The organism is Reyranella sp., from assembly GCF_050185545.1.
Classification (GTDB): Bacteria; Pseudomonadota; Alphaproteobacteria; order Reyranellales; family Reyranellaceae; genus Reyranella.
This window is the reverse complement of sequence record NZ_JBFWZI010000030.1, coordinates 7,489-32,242: the sequence shown is the minus strand read 5'-3', so window position 1 is coordinate 32,242 and position 24,754 is coordinate 7,489. Positions and strand designations below refer to the sequence as shown.

At 68.1% G+C, this 24,754-nt stretch carries 20 protein-coding genes; 11 read left to right on the top strand and 9 right to left on the bottom strand.

Annotation, left to right across the window (positions count from 1 at the left end; all coding sequences use genetic code 11):
* Positions 1-11: 11 nt before the first annotated feature.
* The 6 genes from AB7O82_RS11235 to AB7O82_RS11210 all read left to right on the top strand — a co-directional run bounded on the left by AB7O82_RS11235 (position 12) and on the right by AB7O82_RS11210 (position 8,263).
* On the top strand, positions 12-503 hold the full coding sequence (locus tag AB7O82_RS11235) for a hypothetical protein (RefSeq protein ID WP_428538503.1): 492 nt from the start codon (positions 12-14) through the stop codon (positions 501-503).
* A 22-nt stretch (positions 504-525) separates the two neighbouring features.
* The gene (locus AB7O82_RS11230) at positions 526-1,515 is read left to right on the top strand and encodes a hypothetical protein (protein WP_428538500.1); all 990 of its coding nucleotides are present in this window, start codon (positions 526-528) and stop codon (positions 1,513-1,515) included.
* A gap of 68 nt (positions 1,516-1,583) precedes the next feature.
* Entirely contained in the window at positions 1,584-1,862 is a 279-nt protein-coding gene (locus AB7O82_RS11225; protein ID WP_428538497.1) for a hypothetical protein, read from the top strand.
* Between the two features lie 54 nt (positions 1,863-1,916).
* Positions 1,917-3,539 carry a thiamine pyrophosphate-dependent enzyme gene (locus AB7O82_RS11220; RefSeq protein WP_428619407.1) on the top strand — a complete coding sequence of 541 codons (1,623 nt, stop codon included), beginning with the start codon at positions 1,917-1,919 and terminating at the stop codon, positions 3,537-3,539.
* Between the two features lie 56 nt (positions 3,540-3,595).
* Positions 3,596-4,642, top strand: a complete 1,047-nt coding sequence (locus AB7O82_RS11215; RefSeq protein ID WP_428538491.1) for an amidohydrolase family protein — start codon at positions 3,596-3,598, stop codon at positions 4,640-4,642.
* 216 nt (positions 4,643-4,858) lie between these two features.
* The gene (locus AB7O82_RS11210; RefSeq protein ID WP_428538488.1) at positions 4,859-8,263 is read left to right on the top strand and encodes a carboxyl transferase domain-containing protein; all 3,405 of its coding nucleotides are present in this window, start codon (positions 4,859-4,861) and stop codon (positions 8,261-8,263) included.
* 196 nt (positions 8,264-8,459) lie between these two features.
* Here the strand turns inward: AB7O82_RS11210 and AB7O82_RS11205 are convergent, their stop codons facing one another.
* The 3 genes from AB7O82_RS11205 to AB7O82_RS11195 all read right to left on the bottom strand — a co-directional run bounded on the left by AB7O82_RS11205 (position 8,460) and on the right by AB7O82_RS11195 (position 11,951).
* On the bottom strand, positions 8,460-9,461 hold the full coding sequence (locus AB7O82_RS11205; RefSeq protein ID WP_428538485.1) for an LLM class flavin-dependent oxidoreductase: 1,002 nt from the start codon (positions 9,459-9,461) through the stop codon (positions 8,460-8,462).
* 75 nt (positions 9,462-9,536) lie between these two features.
* Positions 9,537-11,060 (bottom strand): MFS transporter, encoded by a 1,524-nt coding sequence (locus tag AB7O82_RS11200; RefSeq protein WP_428538482.1) that lies wholly within the window; start codon positions 11,058-11,060, stop codon positions 9,537-9,539.
* 345 nt (positions 11,061-11,405) lie between these two features.
* Positions 11,406-11,951: a GNAT family N-acetyltransferase gene (locus AB7O82_RS11195; protein WP_428538479.1), complete on the bottom strand. Its 546-nt coding sequence runs from the start codon at positions 11,949-11,951 to the stop codon at positions 11,406-11,408.
* 125 nt (positions 11,952-12,076) lie between these two features.
* On the opposite strand from AB7O82_RS11195, the gene AB7O82_RS11190 reads away from it, so the two are divergent.
* Positions 12,077-12,934: a LysR family transcriptional regulator gene (locus tag AB7O82_RS11190; RefSeq protein ID WP_428538476.1), complete on the top strand. Its 858-nt coding sequence runs from the start codon at positions 12,077-12,079 to the stop codon at positions 12,932-12,934.
* On the opposite strand, the gene AB7O82_RS11185 is transcribed toward AB7O82_RS11190, so the two are convergent.
* Positions 12,931-15,324 (bottom strand): heavy metal translocating P-type ATPase, encoded by a 2,394-nt coding sequence (locus AB7O82_RS11185; protein ID WP_428538473.1) that lies wholly within the window; start codon positions 15,322-15,324, stop codon positions 12,931-12,933. The two genes, AB7O82_RS11190 and AB7O82_RS11185, sit on opposite strands and share 4 nt — an antisense overlap.
* 39 nt (positions 15,325-15,363) lie before the next feature.
* Here AB7O82_RS11185 and AB7O82_RS11180 point away from each other — a divergent pair, with 39 nt between their 5' ends.
* Positions 15,364-15,639, top strand: a complete 276-nt coding sequence (locus AB7O82_RS11180) for a metal-sensitive transcriptional regulator (protein WP_428538470.1) — start codon at positions 15,364-15,366, stop codon at positions 15,637-15,639.
* Positions 15,640-15,658: 19 nt separating this feature from the next.
* Here AB7O82_RS11180 and AB7O82_RS11175 read toward each other — a convergent pair whose 3' ends face one another.
* Positions 15,659-16,108, bottom strand: coding sequence for a DUF305 domain-containing protein (locus AB7O82_RS11175; protein WP_428538467.1), 450 nt, complete (start codon positions 16,106-16,108; stop codon positions 15,659-15,661).
* A 118-nt stretch (positions 16,109-16,226) separates the two neighbouring features.
* On the opposite strand from AB7O82_RS11175, the gene AB7O82_RS11170 reads away from it, so the two are divergent.
* Positions 16,227-16,955, top strand: a complete 729-nt coding sequence (locus tag AB7O82_RS11170; protein ID WP_428538464.1) for a type 1 glutamine amidotransferase — start codon at positions 16,227-16,229, stop codon at positions 16,953-16,955.
* A 291-nt stretch (positions 16,956-17,246) separates the two neighbouring features.
* Positions 17,247-17,522, top strand: a complete 276-nt coding sequence (locus tag AB7O82_RS11165; RefSeq protein ID WP_428538461.1) for a hypothetical protein — start codon at positions 17,247-17,249, stop codon at positions 17,520-17,522.
* An 82-nt stretch (positions 17,523-17,604) separates the two neighbouring features.
* On the opposite strand, the gene AB7O82_RS11160 is transcribed toward AB7O82_RS11165, so the two are convergent.
* From AB7O82_RS11160 to AB7O82_RS11150, 3 genes are all read right to left on the bottom strand, one after another.
* Complete coding sequence (locus AB7O82_RS11160; protein ID WP_428538600.1) at positions 17,605-20,766, bottom strand: efflux RND transporter permease subunit; 3,162 nt, start codon at positions 20,764-20,766, stop codon at positions 17,605-17,607.
* The gene (locus AB7O82_RS11155; protein ID WP_428619405.1) at positions 20,766-21,998 is read right to left on the bottom strand and encodes an efflux RND transporter periplasmic adaptor subunit; all 1,233 of its coding nucleotides are present in this window, start codon (positions 21,996-21,998) and stop codon (positions 20,766-20,768) included. Before AB7O82_RS11155 ends, AB7O82_RS11160 begins: the two co-directional genes overlap by 1 nt.
* Positions 21,999-22,128: 130 nt before the next feature.
* Positions 22,129-23,157 carry an LLM class flavin-dependent oxidoreductase gene (locus AB7O82_RS11150; protein WP_428538455.1) on the bottom strand — a complete coding sequence of 343 codons (1,029 nt, stop codon included), beginning with the start codon at positions 23,155-23,157 and terminating at the stop codon, positions 22,129-22,131.
* A gap of 191 nt (positions 23,158-23,348) precedes the next feature.
* On the opposite strand from AB7O82_RS11150, the gene AB7O82_RS11145 reads away from it, so the two are divergent.
* Positions 23,349-23,528, top strand: a complete 180-nt coding sequence (locus AB7O82_RS11145) for a hypothetical protein (protein WP_428619403.1) — start codon at positions 23,349-23,351, stop codon at positions 23,526-23,528.
* Between the two features lie 152 nt (positions 23,529-23,680).
* Here AB7O82_RS11145 and AB7O82_RS11140 read toward each other — a convergent pair whose 3' ends face one another.
* Complete coding sequence (locus tag AB7O82_RS11140) at positions 23,681-24,610, bottom strand: tripartite tricarboxylate transporter substrate binding protein (RefSeq protein WP_428538449.1); 930 nt, start codon at positions 24,608-24,610, stop codon at positions 23,681-23,683.
* Positions 24,611-24,754 lie beyond the last annotated feature (144 nt).

Below are 24,754 nucleotides of genomic sequence, written 5' to 3'. Positions count from 1 at the left end.
AGGGGACAGACATGAGCCAGGTCCATACCGTGTTCGGCTCGATCACCGACTACACCAAGGGAACCATCGAGCTGGTGTCCGGAGAGGCGCGGCATTACGTTTTCTCCAACATCTTCGAGGTCGCCGCGAAGTCCAGGCCCTACGAGCGCGTCGTCGTCGGCAAGAACCTCGAATACGTGCAGGAGGTGATGCGGGCCGAGGGCGTGTCGCCCTGGTTCGCCTGCGGCCACGACGAGTTCGCCCTCTGCATGGACGGCGAGATCACGGTCGACTTCGTCAAACTCGAGACTCCGCCCGGTGCCGACAAGAACGGGGCGGTGCTGGCCGGCAAGCAACCCGATGGCGCGCGTATGGGCTATGTCAAACTCAGGCGTGGCCACCAGGTGCTGCTCGGTGCCGGCAATGCCTATCGCTTCACGGCGACGCGGCTCGGCGTGCTGCTGCAGCAGACCTTGCTGGGCGATCTCAGCGTCCAGAAATGGCGCGAGATCTGTTACGCCTGACATCGAGAATGGGGAGAGCCAGATGCCCGACACCCTGACCCAGGTCGTCGCGTCAGAGCCGAGCAACCGCAACGGCTATCGCAGCTTCAAGCTCGGCAAGTTCGAGCTGTCGCGCGACGAGTATTTCGTCACCGTGCACTGGCCGGCCAAGGGGGCGCGCCACTCTCACCAGATGCCGGCGGATGCCTTCCTGCGCGCCTGCATGCGCGACGTGGCCTGGAACTTCTTCTATGGCTGGGTCAATTTCGACCACGTCATCGGCACGCGCAATCACTACGGCAAGGTAGATTTCTATGCCGGCACCTTCAACGGCACCCTGAAGGAGGCCGGCGTCGACTATCTCGAGCAGTTCGACTCCGAGCTCATCATGGCGACCTTCAAGGCCATCCTGCGCGACTGGGTCAACGAGGGCTTCGATCCCTTCGCCGCCCCGGTCGAGACCGGCAGCGCCTTCGGCCACAAGAATGGCGACAACCTCGCGGCCATCGAGCGCACTCGCATCGGCACCACGCGCATGCCCGGCCTGCCCGGTGATTCGCCCCTGCGCGACGACATGCCGATCAATCGCGCTTTCGCAGACGTTTCACAGGACGAGCCCGAGATCCACGCCGAGCCGGGCTTCGAGGGCGAGCTGCATGCCTTCAGCCTGTTCAAGTACCTCAGCCGCTCCGACGTCACGTGGAATCCGTCGGTCACCGCCGTATGCAAGGCCTCGCTCGCCTGCCCGACCACCGAGGAGTACATCCTGCCGGTATTCCACGGCAACGATCGCGTCGAATGGTTCATCCAGCTGTCCGACGAGATCGTGTGGGACGTCGCCGACAAGAACACCGGCGCGCCGCGCGCGCGCGTCACCATGAAGGCGGGCGATGTCGCCGCCATGCCGGCAGACATCCGCCATCAGGGCTACTCGACCAAGCGCTCGATGCTGTATGTCTGGGAGAACGTCACGCCCGGCCTGCCGCAGCGCTACGAAAGCGGCGAATTGCCGCCCTATCCGGTCGAGTTCTGAGCCAAGACTGCGCTACTGTGAACCTTCGGACGACAAGGCAAACCGCGACCGGGAGGCAGAGCTTTTTCATGACAACTGGCACCCAACCGCCCGACGACCCGAAGCAGAGCCTGGCGGCAGCCTTGACCGAGTCGCTCAAGGCGATCGACGGCGACTACCGGGAAGAGCTGCGCGAGCTGCGCGCGCTACTCGAGGAGGCAAGGCGGGAAGCGGAGAAGGACGAGCCCAACGGCGTGAAGCTCAAGGCCATTGTCGCCGATTGCCGCGACATGATCCGAACGGTCGCGGCCCTCGATCCGATGTGGCAGGGCATCCAGCGCATCGCGAGGATGGTCGGGATCGACTGACTCGCCTGCCGACTTGGCCAAGATCGACAGCAACATCATGAGACGGGAGAACCCATGCCTCGCATGACCGGCGGCGACGCCATCGTAGATTCATTGTTGCGTCACGGAATCGATACGATCTTCGGCCTGCCCGGCGTGCAGATGTATGGCCTGTTCGACGCCTTCGCGCGCAATGCCAACCGGCTGCGCGTGGTCAATGCGCGGCACGAGCAGACGACGGCCTACATGGCGCTGGGCTATGCGCAGTCGACCGGCAGGCCGTCGGCCTTCACCGTCGTGCCGGGTCCCGGCGTCATGAACACCATGGGCGCGCTCACCACGGCGTGGGGCGTCAACGCGCCGATCATGTGCATCACCGGCCAGGTGCCGAGCGCCATGATCGGGCGCGGCCGCGGGCAGCTGCACGAGATGCCCGACCAGCTGGCGACGCTGAAGACCCTGCTCAAGTTCGCCGAGCGCATCGAGCATCCGACGGACGCGCCACAGGTGATGGCGCGCGCCTGGCAGGCGATGGTCTCCGGCCGCCCCGGCCCGGTCGCGGTCGAGATGCCATGGGACATGTTCCCGGCTACCGCCGACGTCACGCCGATCGATCCGCTCGGCAAGCGCGAGGCCCCGACGCCGGATCCCGACAAGATCGCCGCCCTGGCGAAGCTGGTCGATGCTGCCAAGGCGCCGATGATCTGGGTCGGCGGCGGCGCGGTCGAGGCCGGCGCCGAGGTGCTGGCGCTGGCCGAGAAGATCGGCGCGCCCGTCGTCTCCTTCCGCACCGGCAAGGGCGTGGTCGATTCCCGCCATCCGCTGTCGCTCGGCACGGTCGGCGGCTTCGAGCTGTGGGACAAGGTCGATCTTCTGATCGGCATCGGCACGCGCCTCGACGTGCCGATGGCGCGCTGGGGTGCGGCGCCGGCCGGCCTCAGGACGGCGCGCATCGACATCGATCCGGCCGAGCATCGCCGGCTCAGCGTCACCGTGCCGATCGTCGCCGACGCTGCCGAGGGTACCCATGCGCTGACCGCCGCGGTTGCGAGGAAGAGCGACACCGTGCCATGGCTCGCCGAGGTGGCGAAAGCCAAGACGGCGGCGCTGGCGGCAATCCAGAAGGCGCAGCCGCAATACTCCATGGTCGAGGCAATCCGCGAGGTGCTGCCCGACGACGGCATCGTCGTCGACGAGGTGACGCAGGTCGGCTACATCATCTGGTACGGCTATCCGGTCCACCAGCCGCGCCGCCTGATCTCGTCGGGCTTCTCCGGCACTCTGGGCTACGGCTTCCCGACCGCGCTCGGCGTCAAGGTGGCCAACCCCGACCGCCCGGTGGTGTCGGTCACCGGCGATGGCGGCTTTCTGTTCGGCGGCTCCGACCTCGCCACCGCAGTGCAGTTCGGTATCAATCTGGTGACCGTGGTGGTGAACAACGCCTCCTACGGCAACGTGAAGCGCGACCAGCAGCGCCTCTACGAGGGCCGGCATTCCGGCGCCGTGCTCACCAACCCCGACTTCCAGGCCTACGCCAGGTCGTTCGGCGTCGCCGCGTGGCAGGTCGAGACGGCTGACGGGCTGCGGGGAGCGCTGCGCGAGGCGATCGCCACCAACGCCCCGGCGGTGATCGAGGTCGTCTCCGACATCACCAGGGATTATCCGCCCTACGAATTCCATCAGCCGAAGCGGCACTGATGCATAGCCCCCGCTTTGCCCTGTAGGATTCAGGGACAAGTCGCAAGGGGGAAACGATGGCCAAAGGGCAGACAGTCGAACGGCAGCGCCGCGCCTTCGTGCCGGACGAAGCGTGGCTCGCCAAGCAGGCGAAAGAACCGATCCTCGAGCCGGACCTGCCGATCGTCGACCCACACCATCATCTGTGGGATCACCTCAACCAGCGCTACCTGCTCGACGAGCTGCTGGCCGACACCGGCACCGGCCACACCATCACCCACACGGTCTATATCGACTGCCGCTCGATGTATCGCGGCGGCGGGCCAGTCGAGATGCGTCCCGTCGGCGAGACCGAGTTTGCCAACGGGGTGGCGGCGATGAGCGAGAGCGGCATCTACGGCCCGACCCGCGCCTGCGCCGGCATCGTCTCCTATGTCGACATGACCCTGGGCGCGCGCGCCCGCGCCGTGCTGGAGGCACATGTCGCCGCCGGCAACGGCCGCTTTCGCGGCATCCGCCATGCCGGCGGCTGGGACGCAAGCCCCGAGGTGCGCAACAGCCACACCAATCCGCCGCAGGGCCTCTACGCCCAGGCGGACTACCGCGAGGGCGTGGCCCAGCTGGGCGCGCTCGGCCTCACCTACGAGGCCTGGCAGTACCATCCGCAGCTCAAGGACGTGATTGCGCTCGCCCGCGCGGTGCCGCAAACGACCATGATCCTCAATCATTGCGGCGGCCCGCTCGGCATCGGCCCCTATGCCGGCAAGACCGACGCCGTGTTCGCCGCCTGGAAGGCCGACATGACCGAGCTGGCGCGCTGCCCCAACGTCGTGGTCAAGCTGGGCGGACTCGGCATGGATATCGGCCCGTTCGACCACATGCACCGTCCGGTGCCGCCGACGTCGCGCGAGATCGCCGACGCCTGGAATCCATGGATCGCGACCTGCATCGAGGCCTTTGGCGCGGCGCGCTGCATGTTCGAAAGCAACTTCCCGGTCGACAAGGTCTCGACCGGCTATGCCGTGCTGTGGAACGCCTTCAAGCTGATGGCCGCCGGCGCCTCGGCCGACGAGAAGACGGCGCTGTTCAGCGGCACGGCGAAGCGGATCTACAGGCTGGCGTGATGTTCATGGCCTCCCCAGCACCGCTGGGGAGGTGTCGCCGTCATACGGCGACGGAGGGGTCATGGACCTCTTGGACCGCGGGCGTCTCGCCCGCTCATGATCATCTTCATGAGCGGGCGAGACGCCCGCGGTCCGGAAAACCATGACCCGTCCGTCGCCGTATGACGGCGACACCTCCCCGGCAAAGCCGGAGAGGAGGAGAAGGTGAGGAAAGCGATGTTCAAGCGTGTCCTGATCGCCAATCGCGGCGAGATCGCGATTCGCATTGCGCGGGCGGCGTCGGCGCTCGGGGTCGAATCTGTCGCGGTTCATGCGCCGGCCGATGCGCTGTCCTTGCATGCGAAGCTTGCGACCGCCGCGCGCGAGATCGGCGGCGGCGCGGCGCTCGCCGCCGATCCGGTGCGCGCCTATCTCGATGTCGAGGCGATCATCACGGCGGCGAAGGAAAGCGGCTGTGACTGCGTTCATCCAGGCTACGGCTTCCTCTCCGAGAACGCCAACTTTGCCGAGCGCTGCCGCGCCGAAGGCTTGCGCTTCATCGGCCCAGCGCCCGCGACCCTGGCGCTGTTCGGCGACAAGGTCGAGGCGCGCGCCTTCGCGCAATCGCAGGGCATCCCCGTCGTGCCCGGGGCACCGGCGGCGCTCGCCTCCAGTGCCGAGGCCAGGGCGCTGGCGAAGTCGGTCGGCTATCCGGTGATGCTGAAAGCCTCGGCCGGCGGCGGCGGACGCGGCATGCGCGCCGTGGCCCGCGCCGAGGACATGGATGAGGCCTTTGCGCGCTGCCAGGGCGAGGCGCAAGCCGCCTTCGGCGACGGCGCCGTGTTCCTGGAGAAGATCGTGCCGCGCCCGCGCCACATCGAGGTCCAGGTACTGGGCGACGGAAAGGGTGATGTCGTGCACCTGCACGAGCGCGACTGCTCTGTGCAGCTGCGCAACCAGAAGGTCGTCGAGGTGGCGCCGGCGCCCAATTTCGACGAGGGCTTGCGCCAGCGCATCCTGGACGATGCGCTGAAGCTCTCCCGGGCTGCTCGCTACGAGAACGCCGGCACGGTCGAGTTCCTCGTCGATCCCGAGTCGGGCGAGCACTTCTTCATCGAATGCAATCCGCGCATCCAGGTGGAGCACACCATCACCGAGCAGGTGACGGGCGTCGATCTGGTCGAGGCGCAGTTTCGGATTGCCGCCGGCGCCTCCCTGGGCGCGCTGGGCCTGGCCGAGCAAAAGGCCGTCGGCAAGCCGCGCGGCTTCGCCATCCAGGCGCGTATCGTCGCGCAAGGCGCTGGCACGCTCACCGCCTATCGCGAGCCGTCGGGACCCGGCGTGCGCGTCGATGCCTGCGGCTATGTCGGCCACGCCCCGCCACCGCAATTCGATCCGCTGCTCGCCAAGCTGATCTGCCAGTCCGCGTCGTCGGGCACGTTCGAGTCGGCGGTCGACCGCACGCGCCGCGCGCTGGCCGAGTTCCACATCGCCGGCGTGCCGACCAATCTCGCGCAGCTCGATGCCATTCTGGGCCATGCCGCTTTCCGCGCCGGCGACGCGCGCACCACCCTCCTGGCCGAGGCGCCCGAGCTCGGCGCGGCCAAACCCAGGCCGGCGGGCACCCTGCAGTTCCTCGACCAGCAGGTCGCCGCCCTGGGGCGCGGCCGCGGACCCGGCGCAGGCCTGCCGCCACCCAAGCCGACGCTGCCCGTGCCGGCCGGTCATCGCGGCATCGAATGCCCGCACGCCGGCTCGGTGGTGGCGATCAATGTCAGCGACGGCCAGAAGGTCTCTGCCGGCGACACGCTGTTCGTGGTCACGGCGATGAAGATGGAAAGCTCGATCACCGCGCCGTGCGCCGGCACGGTCACGAGCCTCGCACCGATCGCTGTCGGCAACGCCGTCGATGGCGGCCAGGTGCTCGCCGTCCTGCGCCCGGCGGCCGGCGCCGCAGACGCTGTCGCGCACGAGCCGGCGGAGGACGGCTGGTCGCCGGTGCTCACCCAGGTGAGCGCACTGCAGGCGATCGCCCATGCGCGGCTGGCGCCGGGCTCCAAGGATCCAGGCGTGGTGCGCCAGCGCAACCGCCACAAGCTCACCTGCCGGGAGCGCATCGATGCGCTGCTCGACAAGGGCAGCTTTCGCGAGATCGGCAGCCTGGCGGGCTTCGCGAGCTACGACGAGGACGGCGAAATCGCCGAGTTCACGCCGGCCAGCCATGTCGGTGGAACGGGCCGCATCGACGGTCGCGCCTGCGTCGTCTGTGCCGACGATTTCACCTCCCGCGGTGGCCATGCCGACGGCGCGGTCGGCCAGAAGTCGCGCCATTTCGACCGCCTGTCGACCGAGCTTCTGGCGCCGTCGATCCGCCTGCTCGATGGCTCGTCGGGCGGCGGCAGCGTCGCCACCATGGTGCCCAAGCAGGCGAGCGACGGCGCGGCGTCGGTCAAGGAGAGCACTGGCGCCATCAAGGCCGGCCGGCCGCGCGTCACCGGCACGGGGGGCTCGTTCCTGCCCGGCCATCTCGGCAGCACGCTCTATGTCGACCAGCTGAGCAAGGTGCCGGTGGTCAACATGCTGCTGGGCAGCGTCGTCGGCATCGGCGCGGCCAAGGCGGTGCTCGGCCATTTCTCGGTAATGGTGCGCGACATCGCGCAGCTCTTCGTCGCCGGCCCGCCGGTGGTCAGCCACGCCATGGGCTACGACGTCACCAAGGAGGATCTCGGCGGCTGGCAGATCCATTGCCGCAACGGCTCGGTCGACAATCTCGCCGAGTCCGAGGAGGAGGCGATGGCGATGACGCGACGCTTCCTCTCCTACCTGCCGTCGAGCGTCTACGAAGTGCCTCCAGTTATCCCGGCGTCCGATCCGGCCGATCGCCGCGAGGAGGAGCTGCTGACCCTGGTGCCGCGCAAGCGCATTGCGACTTTCGACGTGCGCCGGGCGATCCGGCTGATGGCAGACAGGGACTCGTTCTTCGAAATCGGGCCGCTGTGGGGCACCGATCAGGTGACGGGTTTCGTACGCTTCGCCGGACATCCGATGGGCGTCATCGCCTCCGACAGCCGGCACATCAACGGCGGCGCGCTGACCGCCGACGGCTGCGACAAGCTCAGGCGCCATCTCGATCTCTGCGACCTGTTCCACCTGCCGGTGCTGAACCTGGTCGACAACCCAGGCTTCGCCGTCGGCATCGAGCACGAGATCACCGGCACGATCCGCAAGGGCGGCGAATGGATGGTCGCCTTCGCGCAGGTGGCGGTGCCGATCTTCACCGTGCTGATGCGCCGAAGCTTCGGCGTTGCCGGCAACAACTACGCGACGCCGCGCGCAGCGGTATCGGCGCGCGTGGTGTGGCCGGCCGCCGACGTCGGCGGCATCCCGCCGGAAGGCGGCATCGAGGCGGCCTACAAGCGCCAGCTTGCCGAGGCCGCCGATCCGGCGGCGCTGCGCGCGGAGATCAACGCCCGCATCGAGAGCGCGCGCGGGCCGATCGGCCCGCTCAACCGCTTCGAGATGGAGGAGATGATCGATCCGCGCGACACCCGCCGGCTGGTCTGCGAATGGGTCGGCGATGCCTACCGCATCGTGTCGCAGCCCGCGCGGCTCGGGCCAAGGGCGCTGCAGTTCAGGCCTTGAACCTCCTCCCCAGCTTCGCTGGGGAGGTGTCGCGTCATACGCGGAGGGGTCATTGCCGGGAGCGCGCCACTCCGTGGTGCTCACGCTTTGCCGCAATCGCAAGAGATATGAGCGCCACGGAGTGGCGCGCTCCCGGCAATGAGACTCATGACCCCTTCGTCGCCGAAGACGGCGTCCCCAGCGAAGCTGGGGGGAGTCAACGTACCTTCTCGACCACCCTTCCCAGCCGCTCCAGCGTGCGCAGCGCGGTCTGCTGGTCGAGGCCGGGCCATTGGACGCGGACGAGGATGTGGTTGGTGCCGGTCTTTTCGCCATAGGCGGCGATCTGGTCGGCGACCTCGTTCTCCGAGCCGATGATGAAGCGGCTGGCGGCGAACTGGTCGAAGTCGCCGCGGATGCGGTCGGCCGGCACGAAGCCGCTGGCCTCGCCCCAGCTGGCATAGGATTCGTACTTGTAGGCGAGCGGCTCGCGCACCTCGTCGATCGCCTTGCCCACGCCGTTGCCGACATGGCACTCGCGGATGATCGGGTACTCGGCGACCGCCGGCAGGCCGAGCCCGGCGCGCGTCTCGCGGAACAGGGTGTTGAGCCGCCCGACCGAGTTGAGCGTCACCATGGGCGACGGCATCCAGGCGTCGGCGAGCTTCGCCGCGCGCTTGACCGCGACCTCGACGTCGCCTGCCATCCAGATCGGCGGCCCGCCCGCTCGCTTGGGCTTGAGGCTCGCCTGCACCTTGTCGAGCGTGTGGAAGCGGCCGCTGTGCTCGACGACGTCGTCGCGCCACATCTTGCGGATGACAGCCACGCCCTCGACGAAGCGCGGCACGCGCTCCTTGAACGGCACGCCGATCGAGTTGAACTCCTCGTGGCGATAGCCGAGCCCGAGGCCGATGATGGCATTGCCGTCGGTCAGCCAGTCCAGCGTCGCGCACTCCTCGGCGACGACGACGGGATTGAGCAGCGGCAGCAGCAGCAGGCCGGGCCCCAGCCGCATGCCCTCGGCCTCGGCGGCAAGCCGCGCCAGCAGCGGCATGGTCTGGAACATCTGCAAGGGGCTGGAAACGAAATGCTGGCCGACCATCAGCGAGACCAGACCGCTGGCGCGCGCCACGCGAACCTGCTCGATCAGGTTGGCGAGCTCCGGTCCGAGATCCACGCCCTGACGCCACTGCGTCGCCATGAAGAGTCCGAGCTGCATGTCGCATTTCCCGTTGGAGGGTGAAAGCGCGCAGTCTGGCGGCCCGCAAGGCGCCAAGGCAAGGGCTGCGCGGGGCTATTCGGGCACGAACACGTGGTCGGCCCGGACGGGATTGCCCGGCCGCACGAGCGACAGCAGCGCCGCCCCGGCGGCCAGGCAGATCAGCAGCACGATGACGTCGCGGCTGGCCGCGATCAGCATCGCCGGTGGCGCGTCGACCGTGCTGCCCTGGGTCCCGCGCATCATTCCCAGGCTCAGCGCCAGCACTGTCGAGGCGCTGGCGATGCCGGCGCTGATGCCGAGGAAGCGCATGACGTTCAGCACGCTGCCGGCCTCGCCGGTCAGCTGGGGCGGCGCAAGGCCCATGACGGCGCTGCTGTTGGGCGAGACGAACAGGCCCTGGCCGACGCCGAACAGGGCGAGCGCCACCATCACCATCGTCATGTCGGCGGCCGAGCCGTCGAGGAAGACATGGAGCAGCGCCAGCGCCGCCATGCACACCACCATGCCGGCCGTGGTCGGGGCGCGCGCGCCGAACCGGTCCGACAGGGCGCCGCCCACAGGCGCCAGCAGACCCAGCATCACCGGCAGAATCGAGAGGCGCAGACCAGCCGCCAGCTCGGATTCCTGGTAGACGCGGACCAGCACGAAGGGAATGAGGAAGAACACGCCGAACAGGCAGGCGTAGGACAGAAAGTTCGCCAGGTTGCCGATCAGGAAGGGCTTCTGCGCCAGCAGATTCAGGTCGAGCAGCGGTGAGGCGGCGCGCCGCTCCGCGCGCATGAACAGCCACAGGAACAGGACCGCCAGCAGCACGCAGACGATGAACGCGGGCGACGTCGGCCCCCAGGCATGGCCCTCGTTCAGCACCGCGATGACGGCGGTGAGCGCCGGCGCGATCAGCAGCGCACCATGCCAGTCGAACCCCTCGCCTTCCGCCATCTTTTTCGACTGCGGGATCACCATCCAGCCCATCACGGCCCCCATCAGCCCGAACGGCACGTTGATCCAGAACGCCCAGTGCCAACCCAGCGTGTCGAGAACCAGTCCGCCGACCGCCGGCCCCGCCCCCAGGCCGATCGCCTGCGCTGCGGATTGCAGGCCGAGCGCGCGCCCGCGCTCTTCCGGACGGGTCGCCAGCACGACGATGGCGATGCTGTTGGCCGTTATCAGCGCTGCCCCGGCGCCCTGGATCACGCGGAAGACCACCAGCCATGTCAGGTCGGTCGCGAAGCCGCACAGCGCCGAGCCGAAAATGAAGATCAGGAACCCGCAGGTGTAGAGCAGCTTGCGGCCGATCATGTCGGCCAGGCGCCCGAAGATCGGCATGCACGACGCCATCGCCAGCAGGTAGGCCACCGCGATCCAGCTCACTGTGCTCAACCGGGCGTCGAAGTCGCGCTCGAGCCGGGGCAGCAGCATCTGCGTCAGGCTGGCGTCGACCTGGCCGATGAAGGCGCCAATGCAGACCGTGCCGACGACGAACCAACGATAGGATTTGAGGCGCGCGATGGCCGGCGCTGGCGGCGGCTCATGGCCCTCGAGGAAAGCCCGACGCAAGGCGGCGACGGTGAAGGGGCCTGGCGATGGATCTGTCACAAAAGGCCTCCCGTTTCACGCCCGCGCGCGCAGATTGCCGCCGCGGACTCGGCTTTGACAAGCGTCGGCGGCGAGGTCCAGGGGACGCCCTAAAAAATGAGGTTGCATCGCATCGTCCGCAGCGTCCGCTGCGGTCTATCCCTTGTGAACCAAGCAGTTAGCGTGGACGCTGGCGGACCATTCCTGCGTCCTCCGAACGGTCCATCGTCCGCACCCCGCCACGTGCGCGGCTGCAGAATGCAGCCAGGCGCGTGCAATTGATTGCACGACGACGTCATCCCGAGCACAGCAAGGGACCTTCAAGGCGGCAGGAAAGGTCCTCGCTGCGTTCGGGAAGCGCCGTTCTCAGGCGGCTTTCCGGCAGGTCAGCCTCTTCTCCATTTCGATGGCCTCGAAAGGAGCGCCGTCGCCCAGCACCAGGGTGCGCGGCCGCAGCACGATGTAGCCCAGCACGCCGTAGAGCGGCATCCCCGAAAGCGTCGCGGTAAGCGCCAGCGTCTCGACACCGGCGGCCGCCGAGTCGTCCTCGATGCGCCGCATGATCGCTCCGCCGATCCCCTGCCGCGCGCAGGCGGGCTCGACGAACACGCTGCGCACCACCGCCCGGTCGCGCGCCATCGGCATGGCGACTCCGCCTTTGGCATAGCCAGGCTGAAGTCGGGACCAGCCGCCGCTGCCGACGATGCGGCCCGCGCCGTCGCGCGCCACCAGGTAGCGGCCCTCAGCGAGCACGGCGTCGTCCATCGTGCCGGGCGAGCGCAGGAAGCTCTCGATCGTGCTCACGGGGTAGTAGCCGCCACCCAGCACACGCATCGAACGCGCCTGCATGGCCCTCAAGGGTTCGGCGTCAGCCAGGCTGGCCGGCATGATCTCGAATTCACGGCTCGACATCGACATCTCCTTCGCAGGCGGACAACCCGCCGGGGCGCCGACATGCATCGCCGAGGTTGCGTGGTCCAACGAGTAGTCGAAATATGGCGCATGAGCGTCCCTCATGACCCGGATCGCGGCGCGGCATGGATATCGATTTGCTGAAGACCTTCGTCGCCATCTGCGACACGCGCAGCTTCACCGAGGCGGCGCGCCGCGTCGGCCGTACCCAGTCGGCCGTCAGCCTGCAGGTGCGGCGGCTGGAATCTTCGCTCGGCCGCCCGCTGTTCCGGCGCGGCGGTGCCGGCATCGCCCTGACCGAGCATGGCGAGCTGCTGATCGGTCACGCCCGCGACATCCTTGGTCGCACCGCCGACGTGATGGCGGCGTTCGGCCGCGCCGGGCTGGACGGCGTGGTGGTGCTCGGCCTGCCCGAGGACTACGCCCCTCGCATCCTGAAGTCGGTGCTGCAGGCCTTCGCGCTCGTCCACCCGCAGGCCACCGTCGACGTGGTGATCGACGAATCGCGCAACCTCGTCGCGCGCCTGGCGGACGGCTCGATCGACCTCGCCTTCGTCACCGAGGGCGAGGGCCCGCGCGGCAAGGGCTCGCTCGCCTTCCACGACCGCATCGTCTGGGTCGGGCCGACCGAGGGCGACATCCACAGTCGCGATCCCCTGCCGATCGCCCTGTGGGATCACAACGAAAGCTACGGCCAGGTGATGCTGGGTGCGCTCGAGACGATGAAGCGACGTTATCGCGTCGCCGTGCTGAGCCGCAACATGACCGGGCTGCGTGCCGCGGTTACATCAGGCCTCGCCGTCACCGTGATGGTCGACAGCAGCGTGACGCCCGACATGCGCCGCCTCGGCGCCGAGGACGGCTTCCCGGAGCTTCGATCGTTGCGCGTGCGACTGGAAAAGACCCATCAGCGCGCCTCGCCGGCCATCGACCGACTCGAGGCGCATCTGGTCAAGCACCTGTCCGCGGAACCTTCAGCCTAGAGACGTAACCCGCGCAAGCGCAACGAGTTGCCGACGACGCTGACCGAGCTCAGCGCCATCGCCGCGGCCGCCAGTACCGGTGAGAGAAGGAGGCCGAACACCGGGTAAAGCACGCCCGCCGCAATTGGCACGCCCGCTGCGTTGTAGACAAAGGCGAAAAACAGGTTCTGCCGGATGTTGCTCATGGTCCCCTGCGAGAGGTGGCGGGCCTTCACGATGCCCATGAGATCGCCTTTGAGCAGGGTGACGCCGGCGCTCTCGATCGCCACGTCGGTGCCCGTGCCCATGGCGATGCCGACATCGGCCGCGGCCAGCGCCGGCGCATCGTTCACGCCGTCGCCGGCCATGGCCACCACGCGCCCTTCGCGGCGCAGCTTCTCGACCACGGCGCTCTTCTGGTCGGGCAGCACCTCGGCCTCGACCTCGGTGATGCCGAGCCGCCGCCCGATTGCCTGCGCGGTGGTGCGGTTGTCGCCAGTCAGCATGACCACGCGCACCTTCTCCCGGGTCAGCGCCTGGAGCGCCGCCGGCGTCGTCTCCTTCACCGGGTCGGCGATGGCGAAGATGGCGGCTTCCTTGCCGTCGATCGCGAGGAAGATGGCGGTTGCCCCCTCCTGGCGCTGGCGCTCGGCCTCGGCCTCGAGGGTCGGTGTCTCGATGCCGAGCTCGCGCAGGAAACGCGCATTGCCCAGAGCCAGCCGGCGCCCGTCGACGACACCCACGACGCCCTTGCCGGTGGGCGAGTCGAAGTCGGTCACACCGGACAGGGCGAGCTTGCGCTCGGCTGCCGCCGCGACGACAGCCATCGCAAGCGGATGCTCGCTCGCCTTCTCCGCACTGGCGGCGAGCCGCAGCACCTCCGCTTCGGCGAAGCCCGCCGCCGCAACGATCGCGACCACCTTGGGCCTGCCCTCGGTCAGCGTGCCCGTCTTGTCGACTACAAGCGTGTCGACCCGCTCCATGCGCTCCAAGGCCTCCGCATTCTTGATCAGGACGCCGGCCTGCGCGCCCCGTCCGACGCCGACCATGATCGACATCGGCGTCGCCAGTCCGAGCGCGCAGGGGCAGGCGATGATCAGCACGGTCACCGCCGCCACCAGCCCGAAGGCCAGCCGCGGCTCGGGTCCCCACACCACCCAGGCGGCGAAGGCGACCAGCGCGATCGCCATGACCGTGGGCACGAAATACCCCGCGACCGAGTCGGCCAAACGCTGGATCGGCGCGCGCGAGCGCTGCGCCTCGGCGACCATCTGCACGATGCGCGCCAGCATGGTGTCGCGGCCGACCTTCTCGGCGCGCATCACCAAGCTGCCGGTCGAGTTCACCGTACCGGCAATCACCTTGGCGCCGGGCTCCTTGGTGACGGGCATGGACTCACCGGTCACCATCGATTCGTCGAGCGACGAACGGCCCTCGATCACCTCCCCGTCGACCGGCACCTTCTCGCCCGGCCGCACGCGCAGCCGGTCATCGACGGCGATGGCGTCGAGCAATACCTCCTCGTCCGAACCGTCACCCTTGAGGCGACGCGCGGTCTTGGGCGCGAGATCGAGCAAGGCCCGGATGGCGCCCGAGGTCTGGTCGCGGGCGCGCAGCTCGAGGACTTGCCCGAGCAGCACCAGGACCGTGATCACCGCGGCGGCCTCGAAATAGACGGCGACGGTTCCCTCGGCGCCGCGGAAGGTCGGCGGGAAAATGCCGGGCACGGCGACGGCCACGACGCTGTACAACCAGGCGACGCCCGTGCCCATGGCGATCAGGGTGAACATGTTGAGGTTGCGCGTCTTCAGCGACTGCCAGCCGCGCACGAAGAACGGCCAGCCCGCCCACAGCACCACGGGCGTGGCGAGCACGAACTGAAGCCAGTTCGAGAGCTCCTGGCCCAGGACCATGTGCAGGTTGGTGAGGTGCCCGCCCATCTCCAGGGCCATCACCGGCACCGCCAGCACCAGGCCGATCCAGAAGCGGCGCGTCATGTCGGCGAGCTCGTGATTGGGGCCGCTGTCCGCCGAGACGACCTCCGGTTCCAGCGCCATGCCGCAGATCGGGCAGCTGCCCGGACCGACCTGGCGGATCTGCGGGTGCATGGGGCAGGTGTAGATGGTGCCGGCCGGCATCTCCGGCTCGGGTGCCCGCGACGGCGCGAGATAGCGCTCGGGCTCCGCCGTGAACTTCGCGAGGCACTTGGGATTGCAGAAATACCAGGTCTGGCCGCCATGGGCCGCGGTGTGCTTGGCGGTCGCCACCTTCACCTTCATCCCGCAGATGGGATCGATGGCGATGTCGGACGGCGCATGGTTATGGTGATGATCATGCTCCGCCTTGGCGGGCGCGCCCTGGGGGTGGTGGTCGTGCGTGTGCCCGGCGTGGCAGCAGGAATTCTTGCTCATGGCTTGCCATTTATACCCTACCGGGGTATAGTTCAAGCCATGAATGAGAGATTGAAGAGATCCCAGCTGGCGCGCCTGGGGCGAATCGAGGGCCAGGTGCGTGGCATCGCTCGCATGATCGAGGAAGAGCGCTACTGCATCGACGTCCTGACCCAGATCCGCGCCGTGCGCGCGGCGCTCCACAAGGTCGAGCAGGAAACGCTGGGCGATCATCTGCGGCATTGCGTGGCGGACGCCTTCCATGGCGGCAACGAACGCGAGCGGCAGACCAAGATCGACGAGCTGCTGGAAGTGCTGGACAGCCGGCGCCGCTGACGGCGGGGTCCCATGTGCCCTAAGCGGCCTTGTCCAGCAGGGCCTTCATCTGGTCGATTTCGGCCTGCTGGCCGGCGATGATATCCTGGCAAAGCTTGCGTATCTCGGGACTGTCGATCCTTGCCTCCTCACACATCAGGATGGCGCCGGCGTGATGCGGGATCATCGACTTCAGAAACTCGCGGTCGGCGATCGCCACCTGTCCGCGGATCGCGAACCAGCAGGCCATCAGGGCCGCTGCGCTCACGCCAAGGATGGTGATGTTCCACCCGCGTCTGTCGTACATGGGGCGCATCACCAGCAACTCGATGATCACCATCGGCGCCGTCATGAGTCCGGCCATGTAGGCCTGGTTGAGATTGGGCAGGACATTGGCGAAGGCATTCACCATCGCATACATCAGGACGTACATTGCCACGAACGACAATGCCGCCATGACGACCAGGCGCAGATAGGAGTGGCCGTGCATGGTTCACCTCCGGGGCGGAACTGTTCAGCGGAACGAGGTCGGTCCGGCCAGGTTGCCCCGATGTTGATCGGGCGCGATGGTTCCTCGAAAGTGATGGCTACGGACGGAGGAGAGCAGGATGCGTGTCGCCGTCGTCGAGAACATGGAAAACACGTATCTGGGCACGCTGGGCCGGGCCCTCGACGATGCCGGCGCCCGGGTCGACTGGTTTCGCCCCTGGCGGGATGGCGCACTGCCGTCAGGCATTCGCGAGCATGACGCCCTGGTCGTGCTCGGCGGAAAGCAGAGCGCGGTCGACGACGACCACTATCCCTACCTCCCCCTCCTCGCCGGCCTGATGCGCCAGTTTGGCGATGCCGACAAGCCGGTCCTGGGGATCTGTCTCGGCGCGCAATTGCTCGCGCGCGCCTATGGCGGAGATAACCTCCTCGGCGGCGCCCGCGAGTTCGCCTGGACGACGCTCGACGTCACTCCGGAAGGCTCGGCCGATCCCCTGTTCGCCGAGCTTGGTGCGCGGTTCGACAGCTTTCATTGGCATGTCGACACCTTCTCTCTGCCCGACAATGCCGTGCGGCTCGTTTCCGGCTCCGTCGTGCCCAACCAGTGTTTCCGCATCGGCCGGGCAGCCTATGGCGCTCAGTTCCACTTCGAAGCCAGCACAGAGGTCGTCGAAGCCTGGCTGGTCGAGTACCGCCATGTCGCCGAGCGGGTCGCGCCCGGATGGCTCGATCGTTACCCCGAACACGCCGACCGGCACGCTGCCGCGGCGGATCGCGCGGGCGATGCCATCGCCCGCGCCTTCGTACGACGCATTCGACCCGTCGAGGACGCGAGCGCAGCCGACTGATGTCTCACGTGCCTCGGGACTGTTCATCTTGGTCCATGGGGCATAACATTCCTTGGCGAACGGTGGAGTTGCGGAGCAGTGGCGAGCTCTTATCTCATCTATCGCCCGCGCGACGGAAAGGTTGCTGGCGTCGTCGCAGGCAGACCGATCCGGCTGACCACCCTGCGAACTCCCACTGGCACGACCCTGGAGACTTGGCGCGCAGCCGACCGATCCGCTGGAACCGGCGCACTCCACGTCACGCAGTGGGACCATTTGCATGAGTTCCGGCCGAGCAGGAGGCCGACGGGAGTGGCCGGCACGAGACTGACGATCGCCAACAACGCTGCGTTCGAGGTGTTCGACTATCCGGGAGACTATGCTCAGCGCTTCGACGGCGACGCGGAGGTCAAGCATCGGCATCACGCAGGCGTCGTGCTGGTCAATTCGGGAAGTCGCCACGCATTTCCCGTTCACGGTCTGCCTCTCTGCGGCGACCCACGCTGCATCGTGGTCGTCGAAGCGTGGGATCGTCTGTTCTCGGCGCTCAAGTCGACGAAGCAACTCTCCTTCGTCGTCGAACTCTGACTTGAAGCTCAGGCGTCCGCTTGTCCGAGGTCTGGCGAGCCGATCCTGAAGGAGCAGGAACGTCGCATCCACGCCGCAGCCGTCACCCGCCCTCCCCCGGCGCGGGCGAAGGCCGATCGAAAGTCGCACCGGGTGCATCCGCCGCCTTCGCCGGCGTCTTCCTGGCCGGCGTCAGCAGTCGGAAGAATACGGGCACGAACAGGATGGCGACGAAGGTGGCGGCCAGCATGCCGCCGATCACGCCGGTGCCGATCGAATGGCGGCTGGCCGAGCCGGCGCCGGTGCTGATGGCGAGCGGCAGCACGCCCAGCACGAAAGCGAGCGAGGTCATGACGATCGGCCGGAAGCGCAGGCGCGCGGCCTCGATCGCGGCGTCGTAGACCGTGAGCCCCTGGCGATGGCGCTGGGCGGCGAACTCGATGATCAGGATGGCGTTCTTGGCGGCGAGGCCGATCAGGGTGACCAGGCCGATCTGGAAATAGACGTCGTTGTCGAGGCCGCGCCACCAGATGGCAACGAGCGCGCCCAGCACGGCGAAGGGAACGGCGGTCAGCACGGCGAGCGGCAGCGACCAGCGCTCGTACTGTGCCGCCAGGATCAGGAACACCATGATCAGGCCGAACACGAAGCCGAGCTGGCCCGAGCCCGCGGTAGCGATCTCCTGGTAGGCCGAGCCGATCCAGCCGATGGTGAAGTCGTTGGACACGGTCTTGGCGACGACGTCCCGCATCGCGGCGATCGCCTGGCCTGACGAGTAGCCGGGCGCCGGCCCGCCGATCACCTTGGCGGCGGGGAAGATGTTGAAGCGCTCGACCGCATCGGGTCCAAGAATGCGCGTAAAAGTCACCAGTTCGCTGAGCGGTACCATGACGTTGTTGTCGGAGCGCACGAAGACGTGGCGCATGTCGTCCGGCTTCTCGCGGTAGTCGGCCTCCGACGACAGGCTGACGCGATAGGTCCGGCCGAACAGCGAGAAGTCGTTGACATAGAGGCTGCCGAACGAGCTCTGCATGGTGTCGAAGATGGCGTTGATCGGGATGCCGAGCGCGCGCGCCTTGTCGCGGTCGACGTCGATGCGGTACTGCGGCACGCTGGTCGTGAAGGTCGTCTGCACGCCGCGCAGCTCGGGCCGCTGGTTGGCCGCCGCCACGACCTTGTTGACCGCCTCGCCGAGGGCGGTCAGCGGCCCGCCGGAGCGATCCTGCAGGTAGAACTCGAAGCCGCCGGTGACGCTGATGCCGATGATCGGCGGCGGGTTGAAGCCGATGACGATGCCGTCCCTGAAGTTGGCGTTGATGCGGGCGAGCGCCGGCGCGATGTTGCGCGCGTCCTGGGCCGCATCGGGACGCTGCGACCAGTCCTTCAGGGTCACGAACGAGATGCCGGCATTGGTCTTCAGCGCGCGCGACAGCAGGTCGAAGCCCGAGAAGGTGACGACATGGGCCACCGCCGGGTTCTTCAGCAGGGCCGCCGTCGCCTCTCTGGTGACCTCGCGCGTGCGCGCGATGGCGGCGGCGGGCGGCAGGATCGTCACCATGAAGACGTAGCCCTGGTCCTCGGCGGGCACGAGACTGCCCGGGATGCGCTGGAACAGGGCCCAGGTCGCGCCCAGCACGATGGCGAAGCCCGCCACGCCGAGCACGGCGTGCCGCACCAGGAAGCCGACGCCGCCGGTGTAACGCGCCGTCGTCCAGGCGAAGAAGCGGTTGAAGACGCGGAACGGCGCGAATGGCCTGCCGTGCGACGGCCTGAGGATCAGCGCGGCCAGCGCCGGCGTGAGCGTCAACGCCACCAAACCCGAGATCACCACCGAGACGGCGATGGTGACGGCGAACTGACGGTAGAGCTCGCCCGCCAGGCCGCCCAGAAACGACACCGGGATGAACACCGCGCACAGCACCAGCACGATGGCGACGACCGGGCCGGTCACCTCCTGCATCGCCTGGATGGCGGCCTCGCGCGGCCCCTTGCCGGTGGTCGACATGATGCGCTCGACGTTCTCCAGCACGACGATGGCGTCATCGACCACGATGCCGATCGCCAGCACCAGGCCGAACAGGGTCAGCAGGTTGATCGAGAAGCCCAGGATGTACATGCCGGCGAAGGTGCCGACGATCGATACCGGGATGGCGATGACCGGGATGATCATCGCCCGCACGCTCTGCAGGAACAGGTACACCACCAGCACGACCAGCAGGATCGCCTCGGCGAAGGTGATGGCGACCTCCTTGATCGAGACCTCGACGAAGCGCGTGGTGTCGAACGGAATGTCGTAGCGCAGGCCCACAGGGAAGCGCTTGGAGATGCGTTCCATGGTCTCGCGTACCAGGGCCGCGACGGCCAGCGCATTGGCGCCGGGCTGCAGGTAGACCGCGATCGGCACTGCCGGCGAGCCGTCGAAGGTGCCGGAAAAGCCGTAGAGCAGCGCCCCCAGCTCGACACGCGCAACGTCCTTCAGCCTGAGCGCGCCGCCGTTCTCCTCGGAACGGATGATGATGTCCTCGAACTGGGTGCGGTCGACCAGGCGCGGCGGCGTCGTCACCGAGTAGGTGAAGACCTGCGGGTTGTTCATCGGCTCCTCGCCGAAGCGGCCGGCGGCGAACTGCTGGTTCTGCTCGCGGATCACGGCGGCGACGTCGGCCGGCGTCAGGTTGAACTGGGCGAGCTTGTCCGGCCGGAGCCAGATCCGCATCGAATAGTCCGAGGCGCCGAACAGGGCGGCATCGCCGACGCCAGGCAGGCGGCGCAGCTCGTCGAGGATGTTCACCAGCGCGTAGTTGCTGATGTAGATCGTGTCGTAGCGGTTGTCCGGCGACGACATGGTGATCACCTGCAGGATCGACGTCGAGCGTTTCTGCACGGTGATGCCCTGGCGCGCCACCTCGGCGGGCAGCAGCGGCAGGGCGCGTTGCACCCGGTTGTTGACGTTTATCGCGTTCTGGTCGGGATTGGTGCCGATGTCGAACGTTACCGACAGGCTCATGGTGCCTGAGCCGGTCGAGGTCGAGGTCATGTAGATCATGCGCTCGACGCCGTTGATCTGCTGCTCGAGCGGCGCCGCCACGGTCTGCGCGATGGTCTCCGCCGTGGCGCCCGGATAATTCGCCGATACGATGATTTCCGGCGGCACGATCTGCGGATACTGCGAGATTGGCAGCACGCGTATGGCGACCAGCCCGGCCAGCACGATGACGATCGACAGGACCGAGGCGAAGACCGGCCGGTCGATGAAGAATTTCGAGATCACTGCTTGCCGCCCGCGGCCGGCTGCCCGGCGCCCGATGGCGCGGCGCCCGATGGCGCGCCGCCCGATTGCGCGGCACCTCGAGGGGCCGCCGCCATCGGAACCGGCCTCACGACGTTGCCCGGCCGCACGCGGATGACGCCGTCGACGACGATGCGGTCGCCCGTCTTCAGGCCCTTGCGCACGATGAAGCCGTTGTCGAGCTCGCGGAAGATGCGCACCTGGCGCGCGCGCGCCACCGAGTCGGGCTCGATGGCGTAGACGAAGGCGCCGAGCGGACCCTGCGAGATCGCGGCCTTGGGCACCACGATGGCGTTCTGCAGCACGATGCCGGTCAGCTTCACGCGCACGAACTGGCCGGGCAGCAGAGCGCCGTCGCTGTTGGGGAACATGGCGCGGATCAGAATCGTGCCGGTGCGCGGGTCGATGGTGCGCGAGCGCATGTCGATCTTGCCGAGCTGCGGATAGACCGCGCCGTCGCCGAACTGCAGCTCGACCTTGACGGTGTCGGGATCGAACAGCTCGCCCTGCGGCCGCTCGACCTCCTGGAGCTGGCGCATCTCGCCCTCGGTAAAGGTGAAGTTCACGTAGGCCGGGTCGAGCTGCGTGATCGTCGTCAGCACGGTCTGCTGGGCCTGGATCAGCGTGCCCTCGGCCGGCGCGACAAGGCTGGTCGGCCCGGTGACCGGCGCCTTGATGGTGGTGAATTCGAGATTGAGCCGGGCCGTCAGCACGTCGGCCTCGGTCGACTGGACGGCTGCGCGCGCTTGGTCGCGGGCGGCGATGGCGTCCTCGAGACTCTTCTGCGTCGACACCTTCTGCGACGCCAGCCCTTCGACGCGCTTGAAGTTCTCCTCGGCCTGGACGAGGGTCGCCTTCGCCTGGGCGGCCTGGGCGGTCGCGCGCGACAGCGCCGCTTCGTAGGTGCGCGGATCGATGCGGAACAGCACCTCCCCCGCCTTGACGATGGCGCCCTCCTGGAACTCGCGCTTCTGCAGCACGCCGCTCACCTGGGCACGGATCTCGACCGCGCGGAAGCTCGCCACGCGGCCGGAAAACTCGAGTGGCAGCGGGACGTTGGCCGTCTTCAGCTCGACCACGCCGACCTCGGGCGGCGGCGGCGCCTGCGGCGCGGCCTGCTTGGCCGGCGGCTGCTTCCACCACAACACTCCAGCCGCGACCACCGCCACGAAGACACAGGTCGCCGCGATACGCCAAATCCAGGCTCGCACGTGTACCCCTTCACGCATTCAGGTCCCGGCCACCGGCGCCGCCCCGATCCGAGGCCGCATGCCGGCACAGGCCGTTCGCACACCGAGACATATATATCCTATGGGCGGCGGACCGCCTCAAGCGCCGCCGTCAGGCGCCGCCACCGAAGCGTGCCCTCAGCCGCGGTGCAACATCACGCGCATAGCGCTCCAGGCTGGCGCTCATGTCGTCCGGCCGCAGGCCGGGCGGCACCGCCCACGAGACGATATCGGTCAGCCCGTGCTGCTCGATGAAGGCCGAGAGCTCGGCCACGCAATGTTCGACGTTGCCGACCACCCAGGTCTGCGGGATGCGCTCGGCCTCGGTGATGCCGGCGACGCCGCCATGCCCGCCCGCCTCCTCGCGGAAGCGGTTGTAGATCTCCATGCGCCGCCGCTCGGCGACGCGGACGGCGGCCCAGTCGCGCTCGCGGTCGTCCGTCACCAGGCAGGAACGGATGATGCCGATGCGGAACGACGCCGGGTCGCGGCCGTCGGCGCGCACCTGCTTCGTCCAGGCGTCGAGCGACTGGGCGCGCGGCCCCTGCGGCAGCAGGTTGGCGCCGAAGCGCGCCGCCCGGAGCGCGCCGGCCTCCGACATCGCCGCCACCCACAGCGGCGGCCCGCCGGACTGCACGTAGCGCGGCGTGATGGCGACGTCCTGGAAAGTGTAGCGCTTGCCCTCGAAGCTGAACTTCTCGCCGGTGAAGGCGCGCTTCAGCACGGCGATGCCTTCGTCGGTCAGCGACACCCGGCGCGACACCGGCAAGCCGAAGCCGCGGAACTCGTGCGGCGCATAGCCCATGCCGACGCCGATCTCGACGCGCCCGCCGCTGATGTTGTCGAGCACGGCGAGATCCTCGGCGAGACGGATCGGATGGTTGAACGGCAGCAGGCAGACGTCGCAGGAGAAGCGCACGTACCTGGTCCGCGCCGCCATCGCCGCGGCGACGGGGATCCACGACGGCAGGTAGCCGTCCTCGACGAAATGATGCTCGGTGAACCAGACGAGATCGAGCCCCAGCCCGTCGAGCCAGGTCACCTGATCCATGATCGCGGCGTAGAGCGCCTGGTGGCTCATACCGGATTCGGCCGGATTGCGAAAATCGTAGGCGACGCCCAGGCGCAGCGGCTTGGCCATTGGTCTCGATCCTCCCTCGGGCCGCTTGCACGCGGCATCGTTCGTTTTCGTAAAGCGGTTCAATGACCACTATTCATGGTGTGGCCGCGGGGCAACAGGGGCCTCTCCATGCCTCTGGCGCGTTCCGGTGTCGCAACCGCCGCAGGAAGGGGACGTTCACCAATCATACGATTCTTGACGAGGAGCAAGCCATGAAACCGATCATTGCGGCCGCGATGGCCCTTGCCGCGGCCCTGTCTGCCTGCAGCTATACCGAGACCCGGACCGTCCACCCCGCGCCGGCGACGGCTGCCGTCGTCACGCCAGCGCCCACCGTCACGGCAACCACCTACACGACCCCCGAGACCACCACGACGGTCTATACGCGCTAGCGAGGCTTCTCTTCACGGGTCCGCGGGCGTCTCGCCCGCTCATGCTTAGGGTTGTCGGACACCTGCCGCAGAAGGACGATACCCCGTCACGGCGGCAGGTGCCCGACAAGCCATGCTCATGAGCGGGCGAGACGCCCGCGGTCCCGTGACGATCAACCTGACATCAGATTCAGCCGGCGCAGCAGCGTGCGCTCTTCCTCGAGCGTGCGCGTCATCGCCTCGCGATAGGCCGGGCCCTCGAGCAGCAGCAGCGGCTGGTCCATGTTGTCCAGGAACTTAAGGTGCTCCGGCGTCTGGGCGGCGGCGCGAAACGCGTCGGCCAGGACGGCGACCACGGCGGGATCCATGTTGCGCGGACCGATCAGCCCGCCGGGACTCTCGACGACGATGTCCATGCCGAGCTCGCGCACCGTCGGCACCTCGGGGAAGCGCTTGGCGCGTTGCGCCGTGAAGACCGCGAGCAGGCGCAGCTTGCCGGCCATCACCATCGGCGCCCAGCCCGACGATTCCGAGGCGAAGTCGATCTCGCCACCCAGCAGCGCGCGCAACGTGTCGGCCGTGCCGCGATAGGGCGCGTGTGTCCAGCTGAGGCTCCTGGCGAGACCGATCCGCTCCATTGCGAGATGCTGGGTCGAGCCAATGCCGAGCGTGCCGTAGTTCAGCTTGCCCGGATTGGCCTTGGCATGGTCGAGCAGCTCGCCGAGCGTGCGCCACGGCGCGTCGGTCCGCACCACGACGCCCATCACGAAGCCGGTGATCTGCAGGATGTAGGTTAGGTCCTTGATCGGATGGTAAGGCAGCTGAGGATTGAGCAGCGGCTGGCGCAGCACGCTCATGTGCATCTGGGAGACGACGTAGCCGTCCGGCTTGGCCTCCTGCAGGGCGATGGCGCCCAGCACGCCGGAGGCCCCCGCCTTGTTCTCGACCGCCACCGGCTGGCCGAGCTTCTTGGCGGAGGCTTCGGCGAGGATGCGAAAGCCGCCGTCGGCCGGCCCGCCGGCCGCCCACGGGATGATCAGCCGGATCGGCCGCTCGGGAAAGCGCGCCTGCGCGCGCCGTACCCGACGATACAAGCGATGCAAGAGGCAGCACCGACCCTCCGATCAATGCGGCCCGACGCGTGACACTACTCATGGCTTGGAACTCCGTTGCGCTGAACCTAGACCTTGCGCGTTTGGACAGGCAAGCCAGCGTCCCGCCCGTCGATCCGGCGCCACAGGCGCAAT